The sequence below is a fragment of the Klebsiella sp. CB_Kp196 genome, from assembly GCF_040061575.1.
Taxonomy (GTDB): domain Bacteria; phylum Pseudomonadota; class Gammaproteobacteria; order Enterobacterales; family Enterobacteriaceae; genus Klebsiella; species Klebsiella michiganensis.
Map to the genome: position 1 here is coordinate 136,368 of NZ_JBEAFH010000002.1, position 22,633 is coordinate 159,000.

The 22,633-nt window shown below is 54.7% G+C and carries 20 protein-coding genes; 15 read left to right on the plus strand and 5 right to left on the minus strand.

Annotated features, from left to right (window positions below; translation table 11 throughout):
- Nucleotides 1-123 precede the first annotated feature (123 nt).
- Entirely contained in the window at nucleotides 124-1,245 is a 1,122-nt protein-coding gene (ydiK, locus tag ABLU87_RS01710; protein WP_032749896.1) for an AI-2E family transporter YdiK, read from the minus strand.
- Between the two features lie 203 nt (nucleotides 1,246-1,448).
- Here ydiK and ABLU87_RS01715 point away from each other — a divergent pair, with 203 nt between their 5' ends.
- From ABLU87_RS01715 to ABLU87_RS01725, 3 genes are all read left to right on the plus strand, one after another.
- Nucleotides 1,449-4,505: an FAD-binding and (Fe-S)-binding domain-containing protein gene (locus ABLU87_RS01715; protein WP_025108220.1), complete on the plus strand. Its 3,057-nt coding sequence runs from the start codon at nucleotides 1,449-1,451 to the stop codon at nucleotides 4,503-4,505.
- Nucleotides 4,502-4,912, plus strand: a complete 411-nt coding sequence (menI, locus tag ABLU87_RS01720; RefSeq protein ID WP_048262480.1) for a 1,4-dihydroxy-2-naphthoyl-CoA hydrolase — start codon at nucleotides 4,502-4,504, stop codon at nucleotides 4,910-4,912. Before ABLU87_RS01715 ends, menI begins: the two co-directional genes overlap by 4 nt.
- A 288-nt stretch (nucleotides 4,913-5,200) precedes the next feature.
- Entirely contained in the window at nucleotides 5,201-5,449 is a 249-nt protein-coding gene (locus ABLU87_RS01725; RefSeq protein WP_004102935.1) for a GlsB/YeaQ/YmgE family stress response membrane protein, read from the plus strand.
- Nucleotides 5,450-5,984: 535 nt separating this feature from the next.
- Here the strand turns inward: ABLU87_RS01725 and ABLU87_RS01730 are convergent.
- Together ABLU87_RS01730 and ABLU87_RS01735 are read right to left on the minus strand one after the other, a co-directional pair.
- Nucleotides 5,985-6,614: a helix-turn-helix domain-containing protein gene (locus tag ABLU87_RS01730; protein ID WP_025108218.1), complete on the minus strand. Its 630-nt coding sequence runs from the start codon at nucleotides 6,612-6,614 to the stop codon at nucleotides 5,985-5,987.
- Nucleotides 6,615-6,692: 78 nt separating this feature from the next.
- Nucleotides 6,693-7,352: a winged helix-turn-helix transcriptional regulator gene (locus ABLU87_RS01735; protein ID WP_025108217.1), complete on the minus strand. Its 660-nt coding sequence runs from the start codon at nucleotides 7,350-7,352 to the stop codon at nucleotides 6,693-6,695.
- Between the two features lie 433 nt (nucleotides 7,353-7,785).
- On the opposite strand from ABLU87_RS01735, the gene ABLU87_RS01740 reads away from it, so the two are divergent.
- From ABLU87_RS01740 to ABLU87_RS01795, 12 genes are all read left to right on the plus strand, one after another.
- The gene (locus ABLU87_RS01740) at nucleotides 7,786-8,316 is read left to right on the plus strand and encodes a fimbrial protein (protein ID WP_122117132.1); all 531 of its coding nucleotides are present in this window, start codon (nucleotides 7,786-7,788) and stop codon (nucleotides 8,314-8,316) included.
- Between the two features lie 57 nt (nucleotides 8,317-8,373).
- Nucleotides 8,374-9,051 (plus strand): molecular chaperone, encoded by a 678-nt coding sequence (locus ABLU87_RS01745; RefSeq protein WP_025108215.1) that lies wholly within the window; start codon nucleotides 8,374-8,376, stop codon nucleotides 9,049-9,051.
- 43 nt (nucleotides 9,052-9,094) lie between these two features.
- Nucleotides 9,095-11,632 carry a fimbria/pilus outer membrane usher protein gene (locus tag ABLU87_RS01750; RefSeq protein WP_064392486.1) on the plus strand — a complete coding sequence of 846 codons (2,538 nt, stop codon included), beginning with the start codon at nucleotides 9,095-9,097 and terminating at the stop codon, nucleotides 11,630-11,632.
- A 2-nt stretch (nucleotides 11,633-11,634) separates the two neighbouring features.
- A complete protein-coding gene (locus ABLU87_RS01755; protein WP_122117131.1) occupies nucleotides 11,635-12,582 on the plus strand; it encodes a fimbrial protein in 948 nt (315 codons plus the stop codon).
- A gap of 11 nt (nucleotides 12,583-12,593) precedes the next feature.
- Entirely contained in the window at nucleotides 12,594-13,106 is a 513-nt protein-coding gene (locus ABLU87_RS01760; protein WP_025108212.1) for a fimbrial protein, read from the plus strand.
- 444 nt (nucleotides 13,107-13,550) lie between these two features.
- Nucleotides 13,551-13,928: a Fe-S cluster assembly scaffold SufA gene (gene sufA, locus ABLU87_RS01765; protein WP_046877605.1), complete on the plus strand. Its 378-nt coding sequence runs from the start codon at nucleotides 13,551-13,553 to the stop codon at nucleotides 13,926-13,928.
- Between the two features lie 2 nt (nucleotides 13,929-13,930).
- On the plus strand, nucleotides 13,931-15,418 hold the full coding sequence (sufB, locus tag ABLU87_RS01770) for a Fe-S cluster assembly protein SufB (protein ID WP_014229711.1): 1,488 nt from the start codon (nucleotides 13,931-13,933) through the stop codon (nucleotides 15,416-15,418).
- 16 nt (nucleotides 15,419-15,434) lie between these two features.
- Nucleotides 15,435-16,181, plus strand: coding sequence for a Fe-S cluster assembly ATPase SufC (sufC, locus tag ABLU87_RS01775; RefSeq protein ID WP_004851743.1), 747 nt, complete (start codon nucleotides 15,435-15,437; stop codon nucleotides 16,179-16,181).
- Nucleotides 16,156-17,430 (plus strand): Fe-S cluster assembly protein SufD, encoded by a 1,275-nt coding sequence (gene sufD / locus ABLU87_RS01780; RefSeq protein ID WP_122117130.1) that lies wholly within the window; start codon nucleotides 16,156-16,158, stop codon nucleotides 17,428-17,430. The genes sufC and sufD overlap by 26 nt, the downstream gene beginning before the upstream one ends.
- On the plus strand, nucleotides 17,427-18,647 hold the full coding sequence (gene sufS, locus ABLU87_RS01785; RefSeq protein WP_064375353.1) for a cysteine desulfurase SufS: 1,221 nt from the start codon (nucleotides 17,427-17,429) through the stop codon (nucleotides 18,645-18,647). Before sufD ends, sufS begins: the two co-directional genes overlap by 4 nt.
- Nucleotides 18,648-18,658: 11 nt before the next feature.
- Nucleotides 18,659-19,075 (plus strand): cysteine desulfuration protein SufE, encoded by a 417-nt coding sequence (gene sufE, locus ABLU87_RS01790; protein WP_004851737.1) that lies wholly within the window; start codon nucleotides 18,659-18,661, stop codon nucleotides 19,073-19,075.
- A gap of 101 nt (nucleotides 19,076-19,176) precedes the next feature.
- On the plus strand, nucleotides 19,177-20,163 hold the full coding sequence (locus ABLU87_RS01795; protein ID WP_004851735.1) for a L,D-transpeptidase family protein: 987 nt from the start codon (nucleotides 19,177-19,179) through the stop codon (nucleotides 20,161-20,163).
- 64 nt (nucleotides 20,164-20,227) lie between these two features.
- Here ABLU87_RS01795 and lpp read toward each other — a convergent pair whose 3' ends face one another.
- Together lpp and pykF are read right to left on the minus strand one after the other, a co-directional pair.
- Nucleotides 20,228-20,464 carry a murein lipoprotein Lpp gene (lpp, locus tag ABLU87_RS01800; protein ID WP_003029373.1) on the minus strand — a complete coding sequence of 79 codons (237 nt, stop codon included), beginning with the start codon at nucleotides 20,462-20,464 and terminating at the stop codon, nucleotides 20,228-20,230.
- 312 nt (nucleotides 20,465-20,776) lie between these two features.
- Entirely contained in the window at nucleotides 20,777-22,189 is a 1,413-nt protein-coding gene (pykF, locus tag ABLU87_RS01805) for a pyruvate kinase PykF (RefSeq protein WP_004119183.1), read from the minus strand.
- Nucleotides 22,190-22,633: the final 444 nt, after the last annotated feature.

A 22,633-nucleotide genomic window follows, 5' to 3' on the forward strand; every position in this document is an offset into this window, starting at 1 on the left:
TTAGCAGGCAGCGGGTGGTGGAATGACGTGAAAGATAGATTAGGATTTCTTAAGCTTTAAGGCTGTCGTGCCCGACATTGATAGGGACAGAGGGGCAAAAGGCGGGTTTCCCCGCCTTTTCACTTACTTATCCTGAGCGGCTCGGGTATTGAGCTCGCTCAGCTCCTCAAGCACCAGGTCGGGGTCCTTCGGCGGCGGCGGCGCTTCGTTAACCCACGCATCGTACAGTCGCCAGGAGACCGCCAGCAGCACCGGACCGATAAACAGCCCAATCATGCCGAACGCCACCAGGCCGCCGATAACGCCGGAAAGGATCAGAATCATCGGCAGGTCGGCGCCCATACGAATCAACAGCGGACGGATAAAGTTATCCATGGTGCCGACAACGCAGCTCCAGACCAGCAGTACGGTGCCCCATGTGGTATCACCGCTCCAGTACAGCCAGATAATTGACGGTACCAGAACCAGCAAAGGCCCCAGCTGCACAAGGCAGGTAAAGATCATCACCACGGTGAGCAGCGCGGCGTAAGGCACGCCGCTGACCGCAAGGCCAATACCGCCAAGCACCGCCTGGGCCAGGGCGGTGACGACCACCCCCAGCGCCACGGCGCGAATTGCCTGGCCGGCGAGGATCACCGCCGCATCGCCGCGTTTGGCCGCCAGACGGGTGGCAAAGTGGCGGAACCCATACGCAACCTGTTCGCCTCGCCAGTACAGCAGGGCGCTAAACAGCAGCATGAGTCCGCAGTAGACCAGCAGCTTGCCGATGTGCGCCGCCTGGCCAACAAACCATGTGGTGGTGGTGCCGAGATAGGGGCGAATTTTGACCATAATCGCCGTTCCCCCCATCTCCAGTAAATTGTGCCAGCCGGTATACAGCTTATCGCCAATCAGCGGAACGCTATTTAGCCACGCCAGATCCGGCGGCGTAAAGTTACCGCTGGTAATCACTTTTATTAATGGCGTGCTGTTATCCACCAGGCTGTTGACCAGCAGCGCAATAGGGATAACGAACAGTAAAAAGAGCAGCAGCGTCATCACCAGCACCGCCAGCGCGCGCTTGCCGAACAGCAGGCGCTGCAGGCGCAAAAGCACCGGCCAGGTGGCGATAACCACGGTACCGGCCCAGGCAAATGACAGGATAAATGGCTGAACGACCCACAGGCAGGAAATAATAATCAGGGACAAAAACAGCACCGACAGCAGAACTTGCGGTATGTCCCGGGGCTGATTGGGGTTAATCATGATAAAGTTTTACCTTTGCAGTCGCGTCACAAGGCTGACGCAGCGTAATTCCATGTACTGATAATAATATCAATATCTTCGCGCGCCTGATTTTGCCCTTAATTCTGGCGGGCGCATATGAAAAAAATGTGATAAAAAGTTGTGTGCACTACGCAAACGTTTAATCACTTACAACACAACATAGTCAGGCAGGGTCGAGCGTCATGATCCCACAGATTTCTCAAGCGCCAGGTGTCGTTCAGCTGGTGCTGAATTTTTTGCAGGTACTGGAGCAACAAGGTTTTACCGGCGATACCGCCACCAGCTACGCCGACAGGCTAACGATGGCGACTGATAACAGTGTATATCAACTGTTGCCGGATGCGATTTTATTCCCCCGCTCCACGGCAGACGTCGCTCTGCTGGCAAGACTGGCGGCGGAAGAACGTTTTAAATCACTGATCTTTACCCCGCGCGGGGGCGGTACCGGCACCAACGGTCAGGCGCTCAACGCCGGGATCATCGTCGATATGTCCCGCTATATGAACCGCATTATTGAAATCAACCCCGAAGAAGGGTGGGTGCGGGTGGAAGCCGGGGTCATTAAAGATCAGCTCAATCAGTTCCTTAAACCGTACGGCTACTTTTTTGCGCCGGAACTGTCGACCAGCAACCGCGCCACGCTTGGCGGGATGATCAACACCGATGCTTCCGGGCAGGGCTCGCTGGTCTACGGGAAAACCTCCGATCACGTGCTCGGCGTGCGCTCGGTGCTGATCGGCGGCGACATTCTGGATACGCAGCCGATTCCGGCGGCGCTGGCGGAAACGCTGGGCGCAGAACAGTCGGCGATCGGGCGTATTTACCGCACGGTCTATCAGCGCTGCAAAGCGCAGCGGCAGCTGGTTATCGATAAATTCCCCAAACTTAACCGCTTCCTGACGGGCTACGATTTACGCCACGTCTTTAATGACGAGATGAGCGAATTCGATCTGACCCGCATACTGACCGGTTCAGAAGGGACGCTGGCGTTTATTACCGAAGCGCGGCTGGATATTACCCGCTTACCGAAAGTACGCCGCCTGGTTAACGTTAAGTACGATTCCTTTAACTCCGCGCTGCGCAACGCGCCGTTTATGGTCGAAGCGAAGGCGCTGTCGGTCGAGACCGTCGACTCAAAAGTGCTTAATCTGGCGCGGGAAGATATTGTCTGGCATTCGGTCAGCGAGCTCATTACCGACGTTGCGGATAAAGAGATGCTGGGGCTGAATATCGTTGAGTTCGCCGGTGATGACGCCGAACTGATCGACGGCCAGGTGACAACCCTGTGCCAGCGCCTGGATGAGCTGATGGCGCGCGGCGAAGCGGGCGTTATCGGCTGGCAGGTTTGCCACGATCTGGACGGCGTTGAGCGCATCTACGCGATGCGGAAAAAAGCCGTCGGCCTGCTGGGGAATGCCAAAGGGGCCGCTAAACCGATACCCTTTGCCGAAGATACCTGCGTGCCGCCGGAGCATCTGGCCGACTATATTGTGGAATTTCGCGCGCTGCTTGACGGTCATGGCCTGAGCTACGGCATGTTTGGCCATGTGGATGCCGGCGTGCTGCACGTGCGGCCGGCGCTGGATATGTGCGATCCGCAGCAAGAGATGCTGATGAAGCGCATCTCCGATGACGTCGTAGCCTTAACCGCCAAGTATGGCGGCCTTCTGTGGGGGGAACACGGGAAAGGCTTCCGCGCCGAATATAGCCCGGCGTTCTTTGGGGCAGAACTGTTTGGTGAGCTGCGCAAGATTAAAGCCGCGTTTGACCCGGATAACCGTCTGAACCCCGGTAAAATATGCCCGCCGGAAGGCGTGGATGCGCCGATGATGAAGGTGGATGCGGTTAAGCGCGGGACCTTCGATCGGCAGATCCCCATTGCCGTGCGCAGCTCGTGGCGCGGCGCGATGGAGTGTAATGGCAACGGTCTGTGCTTCAACTTTGATGCCAAAAGCCCGATGTGTCCGTCGATGAAGGTCAGCAACCACCGTATTCACTCGCCGAAGGGGCGGGCCACGCTGGTGCGAGAATGGCTGCGCCTGCTGGCGGATCGCGGCGTCGACCCCAATCAGCTGGAAAAAGATCTGCCGGAAAAACGCGCCAGCCTGCGTACCCTGGTGGAGCGCACCCGCAATAGCTGGCACGCGCGTAAGGGAGAGTACGATTTCTCGCATGAGGTCAAGGAGGCGATGTCCGGCTGTCTGGCCTGTAAAGCCTGCTCGACCCAGTGCCCGATTAAGATCGACGTTCCGGAGTTCCGGTCGCGTTTCCTCCAGCTTTACCACAGCCGCTACCTGCGGCCGGTCCGCGATCATCTAGTGGCGGCGGTCGAATCCTACGCGCCGCTGATGGCGCATGCGCCGAAGACGTTCAACTTCTTTATTAATCAGCCGTGGATGCGCAAGCTATCGGAAAAGCATATCGGTATGGTCGATCTCCCGCTGCTCTCCGTCCCGTCGCTGAAGCAGCAGATGGTCGGCCATCGTTCGGCAAATACCACGCTGGAGCAGCTGGAAGCGCTGAGCGCAGAGCAGAAAGCGAAAAGGGTGCTGGTGGTTCAGGATCCGTTTACCAGCTATTACGATGCGCAGGTGGTTGCCGATTTTGTTCAACTGGTCGAAAAGCTAGGCTACCAGCCGGTGCTGCTGCCGTTTTCGCCAAACGGTAAAGCCCAGCATATTAAGGGCTTCCTGACGCGATTCGCGCGCACCGCGCAGAAAACCGCCGATTTCCTGAACCGGGTGGCCCAGCTCGGCATGCCGATGGTGGGGGTCGATCCGGCGCTGGTGCTCTGCTATCGCGATGAATACAACCAGGTGCTCGGCGACAAGCGCGGCGATTTCCGCGTGATGCTGGTGCATGAGTGGCTGCCGCAGGCGCTGTCGGCAACCGCTGCGCAGGAGCAGGGCGGCGAGTCGTGGTATCTGTTTGGCCACTGTACCGAGGTCACGGCGCTTCCCGCTTCCACCAAACAGTGGGCGGATATCTTCGCGCGTTTTGGCGCGAAGCTGGAAAACGTTAACGTGGGCTGCTGCGGCATGGCCGGTACCTACGGTCATGAAGTGAAGAACCACGCCAACTCGCTGGCTATCTACGCGCTCTCCTGGCAGCAGGCGATGCAGCGCCTGCCGCGTAATCGTTGTCTGGTCACCGGCTACTCCTGTCGTAGCCAGGTGAAGCGTATTGAAGGCAGCGGCGTACGCCATCCGCTGCAGGCGCTACTGGAGATTATGGGATGATTTGGAAACGTCAGAGCACCCTGGAACAGCTGAACGCCATGGGCGACGGGAATATGGTCGGCCTGCTGAATATTCGCTTCGAGGCCCTTACCGATGACGCCATCGAGGCCACCATGCCGGTAGATAGCCGCACCCATCAGCCGTTTGGGCTGCTGCACGGCGGCGCGTCGGTGGTATTAGCGGAAACCTTAGGCTCGGTGGCCGGTTATCTGTGCAGCGAAGGCGAGCAGAAGGTGGTGGGGCTGGAGGTCAATGCCAACCATATCCGTTCGGTGCGCAGCGGGAGGGTTCGCGGCGTGTGCCGCGCGCTGCACGTCGGCTCCCGTCATCAGGTGTGGCAAATCGACATCTCTGATGAACAAGGGCGCCTTTGCTGTTCGTCGCGGCTGACAACCGCAGTCATCTAAGTTAGCAAGGGGGAAATGTCCCCCTTGCTGCTTTTGTATTCCGCTTCCAGTTTCACTTTTAATAAGAAAAATCCTGGCTTATTGCTGCCTCTCCCGAGGTTTTAATTATTCACGATGCGATACTTCCGCTTGCTGATTATTTGCCCGGTACGCGTTCAGGGCGTAGACCATTATCCCCGTGCTGACAAGTCTATGTATGCTAAATATAATTTTATGAAACATCATTAATATTTATGCTAATCTTTCTATACCAGATATTTACAAGGTAACAAGAGGACGGAGTTAGCTATGGGTATCATTTCATGGATCATTTTTGGGCTTATTGCCGGTATTTTAGCCAAGTGGATTATGCCGGGGAAAGACGGCGGCGGATTTATCGTTACCGTAATTCTGGGTGTCATCGGTGCAGTTGTCGGGGGTTGGATTAGTACTTTCTTCGGCTTTGGCCGTGTAGATGGTTTTAATTTCGGCAGCTTTGTCGTGGCGGTGATTGGTGCGCTGGTTGTCCTGTTTATCTACAGGAAGATCAGGAGCTAATTCGCTCTTCGTATCAGTAACGCCATAAAGTGAAGAGGCTGCCACCATCGTTGGCAGCCTTTTTAATATTTGCACCATGCCCGACAGGGCAATATCCCCTCTCTGAACGCTTATCCCGGAATACGCTGGCAGGTCAGGCCGCGCGGGGGAACGGTACGATTTCGATTTGGATCGGGTTCGTAGCGAATAGACTGGCCTGTCCGGCGACGGCGAGTCGTACTGATTTTACGGGGGGGAAGAGGTTAATCGAGCAACACGCTAATAATTAACAACACGACCATACACATCGACATGACATCTGTTTCTATATCCATAATTCAGTACTACACAGGTTCCCGAACGGTCGCCAGGGCGACATTGCGTAAAAGATGAAGGAAATTTAGCAGCGCATTCTACATGAGCCAGTCAGCAGTGAATAAATCTTTATTTCTGTGAAATGACAATACTTATAATGAAAACGAATAGAATTTGTTGCATGAATGCATTTCGGCGCGCAGGCCGGATCGCGAGAGGGCCGAAAGCCCAATCCGCATAATCAGTACTTAGCAGGAAGTTTGTTGATTTTTATGAGTTTCCCCTCTTCCATTTCGATAAAACCACCGGTTTTCAGCGCCGCCAGAATGCGCATTACGCCGCTGCGGGAAAGCCGGGTTTTCTCTCTGATATATCTTTCAGCCGTCACGCTGTAGCGATAACCCTCCTCTTCCTCCATGAGCTTGATCAGCTGCTGGCGAATCATCTCGTACGCCGTTGGCGTGCCCTGGGGCATAACGTTATGATAGAGGCGGTTATAGACAAACATCAGCTGTTTAGAGAGCAGTCCCCATAGCGCCTTCTCTCTAATGATTTCCTCGACGCGACGGGTTGTGAGTACGCCAATCTGGCACGGCGTGACGGTTTTAAAATAGTCATCAAAGTAAATGTCCGTCAGGTTAGCGAGGCCGAAAAGGGCGGGACTGAGCGCCGTGGAAAGCATCATATTGTCACTTCTTCGGTATATCGCTATCGTCCCCTCCAGAAGGAGATAACACATCCCCTGACCGTTAACCTGAAGATCAAACTGCTCGCCGCGGCCCGTTCGGTACGTCGTGCAGTAGGGCTGCAAATGAGAAATAAATTCCTGTGCGTAAGGGGAGCCGCGGAAGGGTTGATTTGCAGATGGCATAGTCAGAAAATCCTGAAGGAGATCGGACTTATTATAACCTCGCGCGTATCTCTTGCCACTCCGAAGATACATGAACAATCAATACTTTCGCGGCAGGTGGTGGATGTCAATCAGCACTCCGCGCTCCATGGTAATGTATTTACCCGTTCGTAGCTCTGCGAGGATGCGCATAACGCCGCTGCGGGAAAGATAGGTTCGACTTTTGATATAGGCCGCCGCGGTGATACTTTGCCGGATAGCTTCGGGCTCTTGCATTAATTCAACAAGTTGAAAACGAATGATGTCATAGGCTGACATTTGCGATATTTGCGCGCAGTGCTCATAAACCCGCGATGCGGTATAGATCAGCAGCTTTGAAAAATGCTCCCATAAGTTCTGTTGCGCCACTACGCGATTAAACGTTTCCAGCGAAACGGCCGCAATTTCCGATGTTTCCAGTACCCTGACGTAAAGTCGTTCAGAGGAAAACTGGCTACACACGCCGAGAAGAAATGGCGATGACTCAGAATTTAAAACAATCCCGTCTCCGCGACGATGCAGCGCGACGCTGCCCTGGATAAGTAAAAAACACTGACGAACGTTATTATCGTAATAATGGACGATCTCCCCTTTCGAGACTATTCGTCTCTCGGCGTACGGCAGGACATTATCAATTAATTTCTCAATGTGCTTAAAGGGTTTTATCTCAAGTACTTCCGCTGGTTCGTTGCCGAATTCAGGAATAATTCTCGTGTTCATAAGATACCTCACTAACTTATGCGATCGTTTTTTGATCGATGTTGGGAATTATCTTAAAAAACAGCATCTCAGGGAATATTGGCGCCGGGTCTAATAATAGACTCGGGTGGATTATGGTTATAATCAATTGATTTTATTGATTTTGTCTCGCCAGTCCAAAAGTAGACCGGGGTCAGTGTGATTAAGTAATTTCTTAATTTGAATGTTTTATTTTTGTTAATTTCGAGTCTACATTTAGACCGCGAAATAGATTGTGCGCTGAAAAAATGTTGTATAAATTTTGTCTCGTCGGCAGGGGTAATCCGGTTTTAATAAAATGAAATAGTGGTGTGATATATACCACTGTTTCCCGGCAATATATTAAAGCAATGGCAAAATGCGTTTATTAAATATTTTGCCTGAATGTAAATAAAGTAAAACAGGATGTGTCGTTATGAAAAAGAAAATTGTTATTGCGATACTTGCAGCAGGTTCTGCATTATCAATGACTCAGGCTTTCGCAGCAGCGGGTACCGTTAATTTTAATGGCAATATTTTGGATGCCGCCTGCGACATCGATGTCGCGTCAAAGGACCAGGTGGTTGTTTTGGGCGATTATTATAAAACTGAACTTCCGGTAGCCGGTTCGAGAACCGCCGCGACGAAATTCGATATTATTTTGAAGAACTGTCCGGTGACGGTTAACAATGCCAAAGTCCGCTTTGATGGCTCGCCTGATTTAAGTAACTCCAGCCTGCTGGCTATTGACTCGTCGGTCGCTGGCGCAGCCTCCGGTGTCGCGATTAATCTGATGACGGCGGATAAAGCCGATCTGCCTCTGCACGGCAGCAACGGTTACTCCTACCCGCTCACCAGCACCGCTGATAATACGCTGAATTTCTATGCTCAGTATGTGTCGACCACTGCGACGGTGGTTGCCGGCCCAGCTAACTCGGTCGCGAACTTCTCAGTGGTTTACAACTAAGTTTCTGCAGTAATCAGTAGGGGGCCGGCCCGGCCCCTTTGTTTTAAGAGGTATTAAATGCGTTTTATCAGAACAATTGGCCTGGCGATAACAATGTTAACGCTGGTGCAGGCAACCGCCACTGCCGGGGTAATTATTGGCGGCACGCGGATCATTTTCGATGGTGCAAAAAAAGAAGCGTCAATCAGCGTTAATAATCCTGATGCGACGCCTTATTTAATTCAGTCATGGATAGATGAGCAGGAAGGTGGTTCTGGTAAAGCGCCTTTTATTATTACACCGCCGATGTATCGCCTTGACAGCGGACAAAAAAATATTGAGCGAATTGTCGCGACAGGTTCACTGCCTCAGGCCAAAGAAAGTTTATTCTGGATAAATATTAAAGCGATTCCCTCGGCATCAAAGCAGATGAACTCCCTGCAAATTGCCGTAAAAACGCGTATCAAGCTGATTTATCGTCCCGTTACGCTTCGCGCCTCAACGCCGGAGGAACAGGCAAATAAACTCACCTGGCAAAGAAGCGGCAATGAACTTCAGGTTAATAACCCAACGCCTTACGTCATTAATTTCAATGAAATTACCGTGGGCGGAAAAATGCTTGCCCAGGTGACCTACGTCATGCCGGGTTCGACCACCCGGTTCCGCTTGCCGGACGGGGCCTCCGGCAATGCCCTGACATTTAAAGTTATTAATGACTACGGCAGCCCCGGTCCGTCACATCAAGCCAGTTTGTAATCCCTGAACAAATGGCAAGCCCAGCGTTAAATAGGTAATAGCGATGACAATAAAAAATAATAAGTTGCGACCTGCTCGTCTGGCTACGCTTATCGCTATAGTGTTGAGCGGTTTCTCTCCGGAACTGTATGCCAGTGATTCGTTTAATACGGCCTTGGTAGAGCTGGATAATCCCGGCGTGGGCAAAGCGGATTTATCGGCTTTTGAATCGGGCTCTCAGGCGCCGGGAACATACCATGTGGATATTATTCTTGATGACCAGTTAATGGACACCCGGGATATTCCTTTTTCGATGGCAAAGACCGGGGGCGGTAATGAGGTATTGCAGCCCTGTCTGAGCGTGGAACAATTAAAACAGTGGGGAGTGAAAACCGAACTTTTTCCCCAGCTGTCGGTAGAAAATAGTAATTGCGCCAATCTCCAGGCTATTCCGCAAGCCAGCGCTGATTTTCAGTTTGGCGCCCAGCGGCTGGTTATCAGCATTCCCCAGGCGGCGATCGACCTGCCGGCCAGGGGCTATGTACCGCCGGAAATGTGGGATGAGGGGATTACTGCGGCATTGCTCAATTACAGCCTGAGCGGAGCGAACACTCGAGCGAAAACGGGCCAGGGCGGCAGAAGCGACAGCCAGTATGCGAACCTGCGTCCGGGGATCAATATCGGGCCGTGGCGTTTTCGCAACTATACCACCTGGTCACGGGAGTCCTCCGGCCAGGATAAATGGGATACCGTTTATACCTACGCGCAGCGGGCTATTATTCCTCTGAAAGCCCAGCTTACCGTTGGTGACAGCTCCGCGCCTGCCGACGTGTTCGACAGTATGCCGTTTCGCGGCGGCCAGCTGGCATCCGATGACGACATGCTGCCGGATTCTCTTAAGGGCTATGCGCCCGTAGTACGCGGTATTGCCCGAACTAATGCGCAGGTCGTGGTGCGCCAGAACGGCTACCAGATCTACCAAAGCTACGTTGCGCCGGGCGCCTTTGAAATCACGGATATGTATCCTACCGGCGGGGCAGGCGATCTCGACGTGACGATTAAAGAAGCCGATGGCAGCGAACAGCACTTCACGCTGCCCTACGCCTCGCTGCCTGTACTGCAGCGGGAAGGCCGGTTCAAATACGCCATCACCGGCGGGCAGTATCGTTCATATAACAGCAGCGTGGATAAAACCCCTTTCGGGCAGGCAACGGCAATTTATGGCCTGCAGCATGGCTTTACCCTCTATGGCGGCCTGCAGGAGTCAAGCAAATATCAGTCGTTGGCATTCGGTGTGGGTAAAAATATGGGGGCGTTAGGCGCTATCTCCACGGATGTCACGCAGGCCTGGTCAACGCCGGATAAAACGGATAAATCGCGCGGCCAATCCTGGCGAGCGCGATACAGCAAAAACTTCATCGATACCGGGACCAACTTTTCCATTGCGGGATACCGCTATTCCACCAGCGGCTATTACGGGATGCAGGAAGTTCTGGACTCATATGGAGACAGCAGCGCGCTGCAGGACCGCAGGCGTAACCGCGCGGAGCTGACGATGAGCCAGACGCTGAGCCGCGAACTGGGATCGCTAACCCTCAGCGCGGCGAGGGAAGATTACTGGAACTCCGCCAGGTCGATGGCTTCGTGGAGCGTCGGATACAACAACTACTGGCGCAATATCAGCTACGGCCTGACCTGGACATACAGCAAAAATGGCAGCGCGACGTCAAACGACAGCGCGAATAACAGCGCCCACGACCAGCTGCTGGCGTTTAACGTCAGCGTACCGTTGGATAAATTCCTCCCGCAAACGTGGGCCAGCTATGGCATGAACGCCAGTAAGAATGGTGGAACGACGCATAATATCGGCATGAACGGGGTCGCGCTGGAGAACAACTCGCTGAACTGGAACGTCCAGCAGGGTTACGGTACGGATGGCGTGGGTTACACCGGCAATATGAACGGTGACTATAAAGGGACGTACGGCGAAGTGACGGCGGGGTATAGCTACGACAAAAACAGCGAGCGTCTTAATTATGGTCTGCAGGGGGGCGTTATCGCCCACGCCGATGGCATCACGCTTTCCCAACCGCTCGGTGAAACCAATGCCCTGATAAAAGCCCCCGGCGCACACGGCGTGAATATTCGCAACCAACCCGGCGCGCGCACGGACTACCGGGGATATACGGTCGTCAGCAATATTTCCGTTTATCGAAAAAACGACCTGACGCTCGATCCGCAAAATATGCCTGAGGACGTAGAGCTGGAGATAAACACCGACACGGTTACCCCGACGCGAGGCGCGGTGGTGCGCGCCGATTATCTTTCCAAAGTGGGGCGCAGGGTCCTGATGACCTTAACCGACAATAACCGCTTCGTGCCGTTCGGGGCGGTGGTGACGCTTGCGGATGATAATAAGAGCAGCTTTATCGTTGGCGATCGCGGCCAGGTTTTTTTAAGCGGAATGCGCGAGCAGGGGGCGATCGTCGTCACGTGGGGCCGCCAGTCCAGCCAACAGTGCCGTGCTGATTTCAGCCTGCCGAAACAATCAACCTACGCTGGAATAACAGAAGTTAGCGCCAGTTGCCACCAGGAACGTTAAACATGAGATTGATTTACTCTGTTATTTTGCTCGGCTTGATAGCCGGATGGAATAGCGCGCGTGCCGGAACCTGCACCACCATTACCCCGCAGATCTCCACTCTGTCCGTGGGAACGATTACCGTACCGCGTGATGCGCCGGTCGGGACCGTTATTTTTTCGGGGGGCGGGACATATACGGGCTCTTACCTTTCCGGCTGTACTAACCCACTCATGCTGGGTTTCAGCATGCGATATAATAATGCGACGCTGAGCAGCTACGGTAATCACGTTTACAACACTAATATTAGCGGTATTGGTATTCGTTTTACATCAAACGCTTATTTTGAAAATCCAAGTAATACATTCTCCTATAACGCACAGACCTCTTATGTCGACTGGTACGGCGGCAACATACAGCTGGTGGTGACCGGGCCGGTATCATCGGGCGCATTAACGCCGGGAACGATCGGGGTGGTGACGCTCCAGGGCAGCGACGGCGTCTACCGTGATGGCCTGACCGCAACGCTGACCGACGGGACAATCAACGCCCTGGCCTGCAGTATCACTACGCCTCAGTTGAACTTCATCATTGGCGATATTCCCGCTTCAACGTTCGGCTCGACGGTAGGCACCACGCCCGCTGGCGCGCAGAATACGCAAAATCTGGGGTTAAGCTGCAGCGCCGGCACCAATATCACCGTTTCGCTGAGCGGCGTACAAAATCCCGATAGCGCCAACCCCAGCGTAATGGCATTAACGGGGCAGGGCAGCGCCGGGACGGCAAAAGGCGTCGGCGTGCAGCTTTTATATAATGGCGCGCCGCTGTCCATCAATAGCCCGCTGTTATTAAAACGGTCATCGGGCGGGCAAGAAACGCTGCCGCTGACGGCCCGTTATTATCAGACCTTAACTTCCGTTGAGTCCGGCTCGGCAAATGCGACCGCCACGCTTAATTTGACGTACCAGTAACGGGTGAAAAAATGAAAATACGCCATAAAAAATTGCTTATTCTGACGCTGCTGTGCTGGAACGTTTTTTCTGCCGACAGCGTGACGATGGGGGTGACGGGAAATATTGTCGCCTCGCCCTGTATATTCAATGGGGGAAACAGCAACCTCGATGTCAATCTGGGCGATATTCAGGCAACCAACATGGCCACGCCCGGGTCATCCTCCGACCCTGTGGCCTTTAATTTGCTGTTTACCAACTGTCCGGCGGGAACGCGCAGCGTAACGGCCTCCTTCACCGGCACTCCCGATCCGCTTGCCGGTCCTGACTATTATCTGAATAGCGGTACGGCAACCAACGTGGCGGTAGCGATGAGTGAAGCGGGCAGCGGTGCGCTAAAGGGAACGGGTTCCAGCATCACCCACAATATCGCGGCTGACAGAACCGCAACCCTGGCTATGCAGGCCTCGGTAAAATCGGTGTCAGGCGGTGCGACGCCCGGAAGCGTCAGTGCCGTTGTGGTCATGACGCTGCAGTACAATTAAACGGGCATCCGTTTAGCGATACGCGGTAGCGCCTTGATCGCCGCCATGGCGCTGCCCTTTTGATTTTCGTGGTTATCGCGGTCTTTTTGCCTCATGACCGGGAAAAATAACGTCCGCCATTTCTTCTTTTTACCCGCAGGACGTGATTGTGACTCTTTTGCCCTTCACGGCGGGTTCTGTGCAACGCAAATTCGCTATCTCAAAAATAGGTATTTCCGATGCATATTTTAACTTTCCTGCAATTTCTACCTTTCTGTCACTGAAATGCATTATTAATCAATGCATTGAACAATTTATTCCATCTCCGATATCTCTTCTGTCAGGGTCTATGCTTATAAAAAGCACTGAATGGGGAAATACCCCTTCTCTGCATGGGTTGAAGTGATAATCATTATCACTAACATAGCGATATGGCCCGATGGCGTCAACCTATGAGGTAGAGCGATGAATTCACATGCAGGAACTTTCAATCCCGAAGATTTTAGCTGGCGTGGGCTGGCCATGACCCCAGCCGCCGCCGCCCATATTCGCGATCTGGTCCGCAAACAGCCGGATATGCAGGGGCTGCGGCTTGGCGTTAAAACCAGCGGCTGCGCCGGTTTTGGCTACGTTCTCGAGCTAATTGCTGAACCGGCGAAAGACGATCTGTTATTTGAGCGCGATGGCGCGAAGCTGTGGGCGCCGCTTCAGGCGATGCCGTTTATCGACGGCACCGAGCTCGATTACGTTCGCGAAGGCTTAAATCAAATCTTCAAATTTCATAACCCTAAAGCCCAGCACGAATGCGGCTGCGGCGAAAGTTTTGGCGTTCAGGCGGAGTAACTATGTCTCGTAATACTGAAGCAACTGACGATGTCAAAACCTGGAGCGGCGGGCCACTCAACTATAAAGAGGGCTTTTTCACTCAGCTACGGACCGATGAGCTGGCGAAAGGCATAAATGAAGAGGTGGTCAGGGCGATTTCTGCGCGCCGCAATGAGCCAGAATGGATGCTGGAGTTTCGTCTGAACGCGTTTAAGGCCTGGCAGGCGATGGAAGAGCCGCACTGGCTGAAGGCGCACTACGACAAGCTGAACTATCAGGATTACAGCTATTATTCAGCCCCCTCCTGCGGCAACTGCGATGACGCCTGCGCCTCTGAGCCCGGCGCGCTGCAGCAAACGGGGTCCAGCGCGTTTCTGACCAGCGAAGTCGAAGAGGCGTTTAACCTTCTCGGCGTGCCGGTGCGGGAAGGACGAGAAGTGGCCGTCGACGCCATTTTTGACTCGGTTTCGGTGGCGACCACCTATCGCGAAAAGCTGGCGGAACAGGGGATTATTTTCTGTTCCTTCGGCGAAGCGATCCACGATCACCCGGAACTGGTGAAGAAATACCTCGGCACCGTGGTGCCGGGCAACGACAACTTCTTTGCCGCCCTCAACGCGGCGGTGGCGTCCGACGGCACCTTTATCTATGTGCCCAAAGGCGTACGCTGCCCGATGGAGCTGTCGACCTATTTCCGCATCAACGCGGAAAAAACCGGCCAGTTCGAACGCACCATTCTGGTGGCCGACGAAGGCAGCTACGTGAGCTATATCGAAGGCTGTTCGGCGCCGGTACGCGATAGCTACCAGCTGCACGCGGCGGTGGTCGAGGTGATTATTCATAAAGACGCCGAGGTGAAGTACTCCACGGTGCAAAACTGGTTCCCCGGCGACAACAATACCGGCGGGATCCTCAACTTCGTCACCAAGCGCGCCCTGTGCGAAGGCGAGAATAGCAAAATGTCGTGGACCCAGTCGGAAACCGGCTCGGCGATCACCTGGAAGTATCCGAGCTGCATTCTGCGCGGGGATAACTCCATCGGCGAGTTCTTCTCGGTGGCGCTGACCAGCGGCCATCAGCAGGCGGACACCGGCACCAAGATGATCCATATCGGCAAAAACACCCGTTCGACGATTATCTCGAAGGGCATTTCCGCCGGCCACAGCCAGAACAGCTATCGCGGTCTGGTCAAAATCATGCCGACGGCGACAAACGCGCGCAACTTCACCCAGTGTGACTCCATGCTGATTGGCCCGGACAGCGGGGCGCATACCTTCCCGTACGTGGAATGCCGCAACAACAGCGCGCAGCTGGAGCACGAAGCGACCACCTCCCGTATCGGCGAAGATCAGCTGTTCTACTGCCTGCAGCGCGGAATCAGCGAAGACGATGCGATTTCGATGATCGTCAACGGTTTCTGTAAAGACGTCTTCTCAGAGCTGCCGCTGGAGTTTGCCGTAGAAGCGCAAAAATTACTGGCGATTAGCCTTGAACACAGCGTCGGCTGATAACAAAGGAAATAAGATGTTAAGTATAAAAAATTTGCAGGTCGCCGTTGAAGACAAAGCGATCCTGCGCGGGCTGGATCTGGAGGTTCGCCCCGGCGAAGTGCACGCCATTATGGGCCCGAACGGCTCCGGGAAAAGTACGCTCTCCGCTACGCTGGCCGGGCGTGAAGACTATGAAGTGACCGGCGGCAGCGTGGCGTTTAAAGGCAAAGATTTACTGGAACTCTCCCCTGAAGATCGCGCCGGTGAAGGCATCTTCATGGCCTTCCAGTATCCGGTGGAAATTCCCGGCGTCAGCAATCAGTTTTTCCTGCAAACCGCGCTCAACGCCGTGCGCAGCTATCGTGGCCAGGAGCAGCTTGACCGTTTTGACTTCCAGGACCTGATGGAAGACAAAATAAAGCTGCTGAAGATGCCGGAGGATCTGCTGACCCGCTCGGTTAACGTCGGCTTCTCCGGCGGCGAGAAAAAGCGCAACGATATCCTGCAGATGGCGGTGCTGGAACCGGAGCTGTGCATCCTGGACGAGTCCGATTCCGGGCTGGATATCGACGCGCTGAAGATTGTCTCTGACGGCGTCAACTCCCTGCGCGACGGCAAGCGCTCTTTTATTATCGTCACCCACTATCAGCGCATTCTCGATTATATCAAGCCGGATTACGTCCACGTGCTGTACCAGGGGCGAATCGTCAAATCCGGCGATTTTACTCTGGTCAAACAACTGGAGGAGCAGGGCTATGGCTGGCTTACCGAACAGCAGTAACGCGCTGCAGCAGTGGCACCATCTGTTTGAGTCCCAAAGCGGGCAGCGCAGCCCGCAGGCGCATCAGCACCTGCAACAGCTGCTGCGCCTGGGGTTGCCAACGCGTAAACACGAAAACTGGAAATATACCCCGCTGGACGCGCTACTGAATCAGACCTTTGTCGCCGCTCAGCCGCAGACGCTGACGGCGGCCCGGCGCGACGAACTGGCGTTAACGGTAGAGGCATGGCGGCTGGTGTTTATTGATGGTCAGTTTAGCGAGAGCCTGAGCGACGATCTGGCCGCCAGCGGCTATGACGTGCAGGTGGATAATGAGCGCCAGCAGCTGCCTGACGCCGTTCAGCCCGAAGTGTTTCTGCATTTGACCGAAAGCCTGGCGACCACCGTTACCCATATCCGGGTCAGGCGCAACCAGCGCCCGGATAAACCGCTGCTGATTATGCACCTGACGCGCGGGCTGGCGAGCGATGAAATGAACACCGTCCACTATCGCCACCATCTGGCGCTGGAGAGCGGCGCGCAGGCGACCATCATCGAACACTATCTGAGCCTGAACGATGAGCGCCACTTTACCGGCGCAAGGCTGACGATGACCGTGGCGGATAACGCCCACCTGCAGCATATCAAGCTGGCGTTTGAGAACGCGCAAAGCTACCACTTTGCCCATAACGACCTGGCGCTCGGGCGCGACGCCTCCGCTTTCAGCAGCAGTTTTCTGCTCGGTAGCTCGGTACTGCGCCACCACACCAGCACGCAGTTGAAGGGGGAAAACAGCACCCTGCGGATTAACTCGCTGGCGATGCCGGTCAACGGCGAAGTCTGCGACAGTCGCACCTGGCTCGATCATCAGGTCGGGTACTGTAACAGCCGCCAGCTGCATAAAACCATCGTCAACGATAAAGGGCGGGCGGTGTTTAATGGCCTGATTAACGTCGCGCAGCATGCGATCAAAACCGACGGCCAGATGACCAACAACAACCTGCTGCTGGGCCGCTTATCCGAAGTGGATACCAAACCGCAGCTGGAGATTTACGCTGACGACGTGAAGTGCAGCCACGGGGCGACCATCGGGCGTATTGATGACGAACAGCTGTTTTATCTGCGCTCGCGCGGCATTACGCAGCAGGCGGCGCAGCAGATGATTCTTTACGCCTTTGCCGCGGAGCTCACGGAAGCGATCGACGATGAGGCGCTCAGGCAGCAGATACTGGCGCGTATTGGCCAGCGTTTGCCGGGAGGTAAGGCATGACATTTTCTGTGGAACGCGTGCGCGCGGATTTCCCGCTTCTCAATCGCGAGGTTAATGGCCAGCCGCTGGCCTACCTCGACAGCGCCGCCAGCGCGCAGAAGCCGGAGGCGGTGATTAACGCCGAGGCGGAATTTTACCGCCACGGCTATGCGGCGGTGCATCGCGGCATTCATACCCTCAGCGCGGAAGCTACGGCGAGCATGGAGCAGGTGCGCCAGCGGGCGGCGACGTTCCTCAACGCCCGCTCGGCGGAGGAACTGGTGTTTGTTCGCGGCACCACGGAAGGCATTAACCTCGTAGCGAACAGCTGGGGAAACGCCAACGTCGGCGCGGGCGACAACATCATCGTCAGCGCGATGGAGCATCACGCCAATATCGTGCCGTGGCAGATGCTGTGCGCCAGAGTGGGGGCGCAGCTGCGGGTGATCCCGCTGAACCAGGACGGTACGCTGCAGCTGGATGCCATCCCCGGCCTGTTTGACGAGCGCACCCGCCTGCTGGCCATTACCCAGGTATCGAACGTGCTGGGAACCGAAAATCCCATCGCCGCTCTGACGGCGTTGGCCCATCAGCACGGCGCCAAAGTGCTGGTGGACGGCGCGCAGGCGGTGATGCACCATCCGGTGGACGTGCAGGCGCTGGAGTGCGACTTTTACGCCTTCTCCGCCCACAAGCTGTACGGTCCCACCGGCATCGGCGTGCTCTACGTCAAGCAGGACATTTTGCAGGAGATGGCGCCGTGGGAAGGGGGCGGGTCGATGATCGCCACGGTCAGCCTGACGGAAGGCACGACCTGGGCAAAAGCGCCGTGGCGCTTCGAGGCGGGAACGCCGAATACCGGCGGCATCATCGGGCTGGGCGCGGCGCTGGATTACGTCAGCGCGCTGGGACTGACGCACATCGCGGAATATGAACAGACCCTGATGCGCTACGCGCTGCAGGCGCTGGAGAGCGTGGCGGATTTAACCCTTTACGGCCCGCAAGATCGCCTGGGAGCGATCGCCTTTAATCTCGGCAAACATCATGCTTATGATGTCGGCAGCTTCCTCGATAACTACGGTATTGCGGTGCGGACCGGGCACCACTGCGCCATGCCGCTGATGGCGTTCTACGGCGTGCCGGCCATGTGTCGGGCATCGCTGGCGATGTACAATACGACGGAGGAGGTGGACCGACTGGTAGCGGGGCTACAGCGGATCCACAAATTATTAAGCTAAAGGAAGCAACTATGGCGGCGTTACCGGACAGAGACAAACTGCTGCGCAACTTTAGCCGTTGTGCGAACTGGGAAGAGAAGTATCTCTATATTATTGAACTGGGTCAGCGCCTGGCGCCGCTGAGCCCGGAGGAACACACCGCGCAGAACATCATTCAGGGCTGCCAGAGCCAGGTGTGGATCGTGATGACGCAGGAGCAGAGCGGCGCGATTGCGCTTCGCGGCGACAGCGATGCGGCCATCGTCAAAGGCCTTATCGCGGTGGTGTTTATCCTCTATGACCAGATGACGGCCAAAGATATCACCGCGTTTGACGTGCGTCCGTGGTTTGAAAAAATGGCCCTGACGCAGCACCTTACCCCCTCGCGGTCGCAAGGACTGGAAGCCATGATCCGCGCAATTCGCGCGAAAGCAGCAAATCTTAGCTAGAATAAAACAGTAGATTTCATTCTGTTATGCACGACGGGAGGCTCGCCTCCCGTCGTGCATAACAGGCCTGGCGTTTTATCAGCGAAAGAAGGAATCTCAGTATGAAACGCGCTTCTCTTATCACCATTGCCCTTCTGAGCGCCCTCAGCGCGTCCCACGCCGCCTGGGCCGTTGATTATCCCCTTCCTCCTGCCAACAGTCGTCTGATTGGTGAGAACCAGTTCTGGACGGTACAGGAGGGTGACCGCAACCTGCAGGCGATTGCCCGTCGTTTTGATACGGCGGCGATGCTGATCCTTGAAGCGAACGATACCATTGCGCCGGTGCAGCCTAAACCGGGTACTCAGGTGCTGATACCTTCGCAGATGCTGCTGCCGGACGTGCCGCGCGAGGGCATCGTCGTCAACCTGGCCGAGCTGCGTCTGTACTACTTCCCGCCGGGCGTCAATCAGGTGCAGGTCTATCCCCTGGGGATTGGTCAGCAGGGGCTGGAGACGCCGGAGATGACGACCCGCATAGGGCAGAAAATCCCGAACCCCACCTGGACGCCGACGGCGGGCATCCGCGCCCGTTCGCTGGAGAAGGGGATTAAACTGCCGCCGGTCGTGCCCGCAGGGCCGAATAACCCGCTAGGCCGCTATGCGCTCCGCCTGGCATACGGTAACGGTGAATATCTGATTCATGGCACCAGCGCGCCGGACAGCGTGGGTCTGCGCGTCAGCTCCGGCTGTATGCGCATGAACGCGGCGGATATCCAGTCTTTATTCAATCAGGTGAAAAGCGGGACGCCGGTACGGATTATCAACCAGCCGGTCAAGTTCGCCGTGGAGCCGGACGGTAAGCGCTATGTTGAAGTTCATCGCCCGTTGACGCCGGATGAGGCCAGCAATGCGCAGACCATGGCCTATACGCTTCCGGCGGAGTTTCATCAATTCTCGGGGGATAAAGCGGTTGATGAGGCGCAGCTTAAACGCGCGCTGACCCGGCGGGCAGGATATCCGGTGGTGGTATCGGCTAGCGGAAGCACCGCGTCGAGCCTATCGGTACAGAATAATACGCCGGTAGATGAAGCGAAAAGGGTGCAGTAGGCGGGAAAAGGTAAGGCAAAAAAAATGGCGCACAATGTGCGCCATTTTTATTACACAGATACTATTACTTGCGGTATTTAGTAGCTGCGTTGTCCAGACGCTGGTTAGCGCGAGCTGCGTCATCTTTAGCAGCCTGAACGTCGGAACGCATTGCGTTCACGTCGTTGCTCAGCTGGTCAACTTTAGCGTTCAGAGTCTGAACGTCAGAAGACAGCTGATCGATTTTAGCATTGCTGGAGCAACCAGCCAGCAGAGTAGAACCCAGGATTACCGCGCCCAGTACCAGTTTAGTACGATTCATTATTAATACCCTCTAGATTGAGTTAATCTCCATGTAGCGTTACAAGTATTACACAAACTTTTTTGTGATGAGAATATTTTTTTACCTGAATGCACTTATTTTTGATCGTTCGCTCAAAGAAGCATCGAAATCATCACGTAACTTTAAAAAGGCGAGTGAAAACAGCGCGCTTCCATCGGATTCATCTTAGATAATCTCGCATTAAATAGTAAATTCCGATTTGCATTTTTATTAATAGCGGCTAGTGCCAGAATAAAAAAAAGCGCCCCGAAGAGGCGCTTTTAAAGGAAATACTAATTAACCTGTAAATTATTACAGCACGTGCACGGAAGCGGTATTGGTGGTTCCGCTCGGGACCAACGCGCCGGAGACCATAACAACCACGTCGCCTTTACGCGCCAGGCCGCTCTGCAGCGCCAGCTCTTTACCCTGGATATAGAAGGCATCGGTAGAAGAGATATCTTCAACCAGCTGCGCCACAACGCCTTTGCTCAGCACCAGCTGACGCGCGGTCGTTTCATTGGTGGTCAGCGCCAGGATGGTGGCATCCGGGAAGTATTTACGTACGGCGCGCGCGGATTTACCGCCCTGGGTTGCCACAACGATCAGCGGCGCTTCCAGTTTTTCAGCCGTTTCAACCGCACCGCGGCAAACCGCTTCGGTGATGCGCAGCTTACGGTTGTCGTTGTTGTATTCAAGACGGCTGGTCATCACGCGGTCGGTACGCTCGCAGATGGTCGCCATGATGGTGACCGCTTCCAGCGGGTATTTACCTTTTGCGGATTCGCCGGACAGCATAACTGCGTCGGTGCCGTCGAGGATGGCGTTAGCCACGTCGCCTGCTTCCGCACGGGTCGGACGCGGGTTTTTGATCATAGAATCCAGCATCTGGGTCGCGGTGATAACGACTTTACGCGCGCGGATACATTTTTCGATCATCATCTTCTGCGCGAAGATCACTTCTTCAACCGGGATTTCAACGCCCAGGTCGCCACGCGCAACCATGATGCCGTCAGAGGCTTCGAGGATCTCGTCGAAGTTGTTCAGGCCTTCTTGGTTTTCAATTTTGGAGATGATCTGGATCTTCTCGCCGCCGTGGGCTTTCAGGTGTTCACGGATTTCAACAACGTCAGAACGCTTACGGATAAAGGAGGCCGCAACAAAGTCAACGCCCTGTTCGCAACCGAAGATCAGGTCCTGCTTGTCTTTTTCGGCCAGCGCTGGCAGAGCGATAGACACGCCCGGCAGGTTAACGCCTTTGTTCTCGCCAAGGTCGCCGTTGTTCAGTACTTTACAAACAACTTTGTTGCCTTCGATAGCGGTGACTTCCATACCGATCAGACCATCGTCAACCAGTACGGTGTTGCCGACGCTCAGGTCGCTGGTGAAACCTTCATAGGTCACCGCAACGATTTCGTTATTACCGACAACGGATTTGTCGGTGGTGAAGGTAAAGGTCTGGCCCGCTTTCAGAGAAACGTCGTTGCCGCCTTCCAGCTTAATGGTACGGATTTCCGGACCTTTGGTATCCAGAAGGATTGCCGCTTTCTTACCGGTTTTACTCATCACATTGCGCAGGTTCTGGATGCGCTGACCGTGTTCCGCGTAATCACCGTGAGAGAAGTTCAGACGCATAACGTTCATGCCAGCGTCCAGCATTTTGGTCAACATCTCTTCGGATTCGGTTTTCGGACCGATGGTGCAAACAATTTTGGTCTTTTTCATGACAGTTTAATCTTTAAGTTGTGAAGGATAGGGATGGGGAATCTGACTCCGTGGGCGCACTGCCGCAGAGTTAAACCTGTATTACGAAAGTTGCTATGCCACGCTCTAAGGATAGGTGACAACAAAAGAGCGTGCAGAAGAATGTGTGCTGGCGGTTCAGCCCATGAAAAGAGGCAACGTGTTATGCGTTTAGTCATGCAATCCAATGCGCTGAAACCATTCAATAAGAATTTGTTGGGCATTATACGTTGCCAAATCCAAAAAAGAAAATGAAAACCATGTTTCATTTCTATAGTTATATACTTAACAAAATGCAAACTAATCCTACGCTTATGCGCAACACATTTTTTCATCACCTGACAAGATAAAGAGGGCGGAAACGCGGGTTTATTCACAAGTTTGCCAGGGAAAAGCGGTCTCTGAGGCGCAAACGCGGAGCTGGTT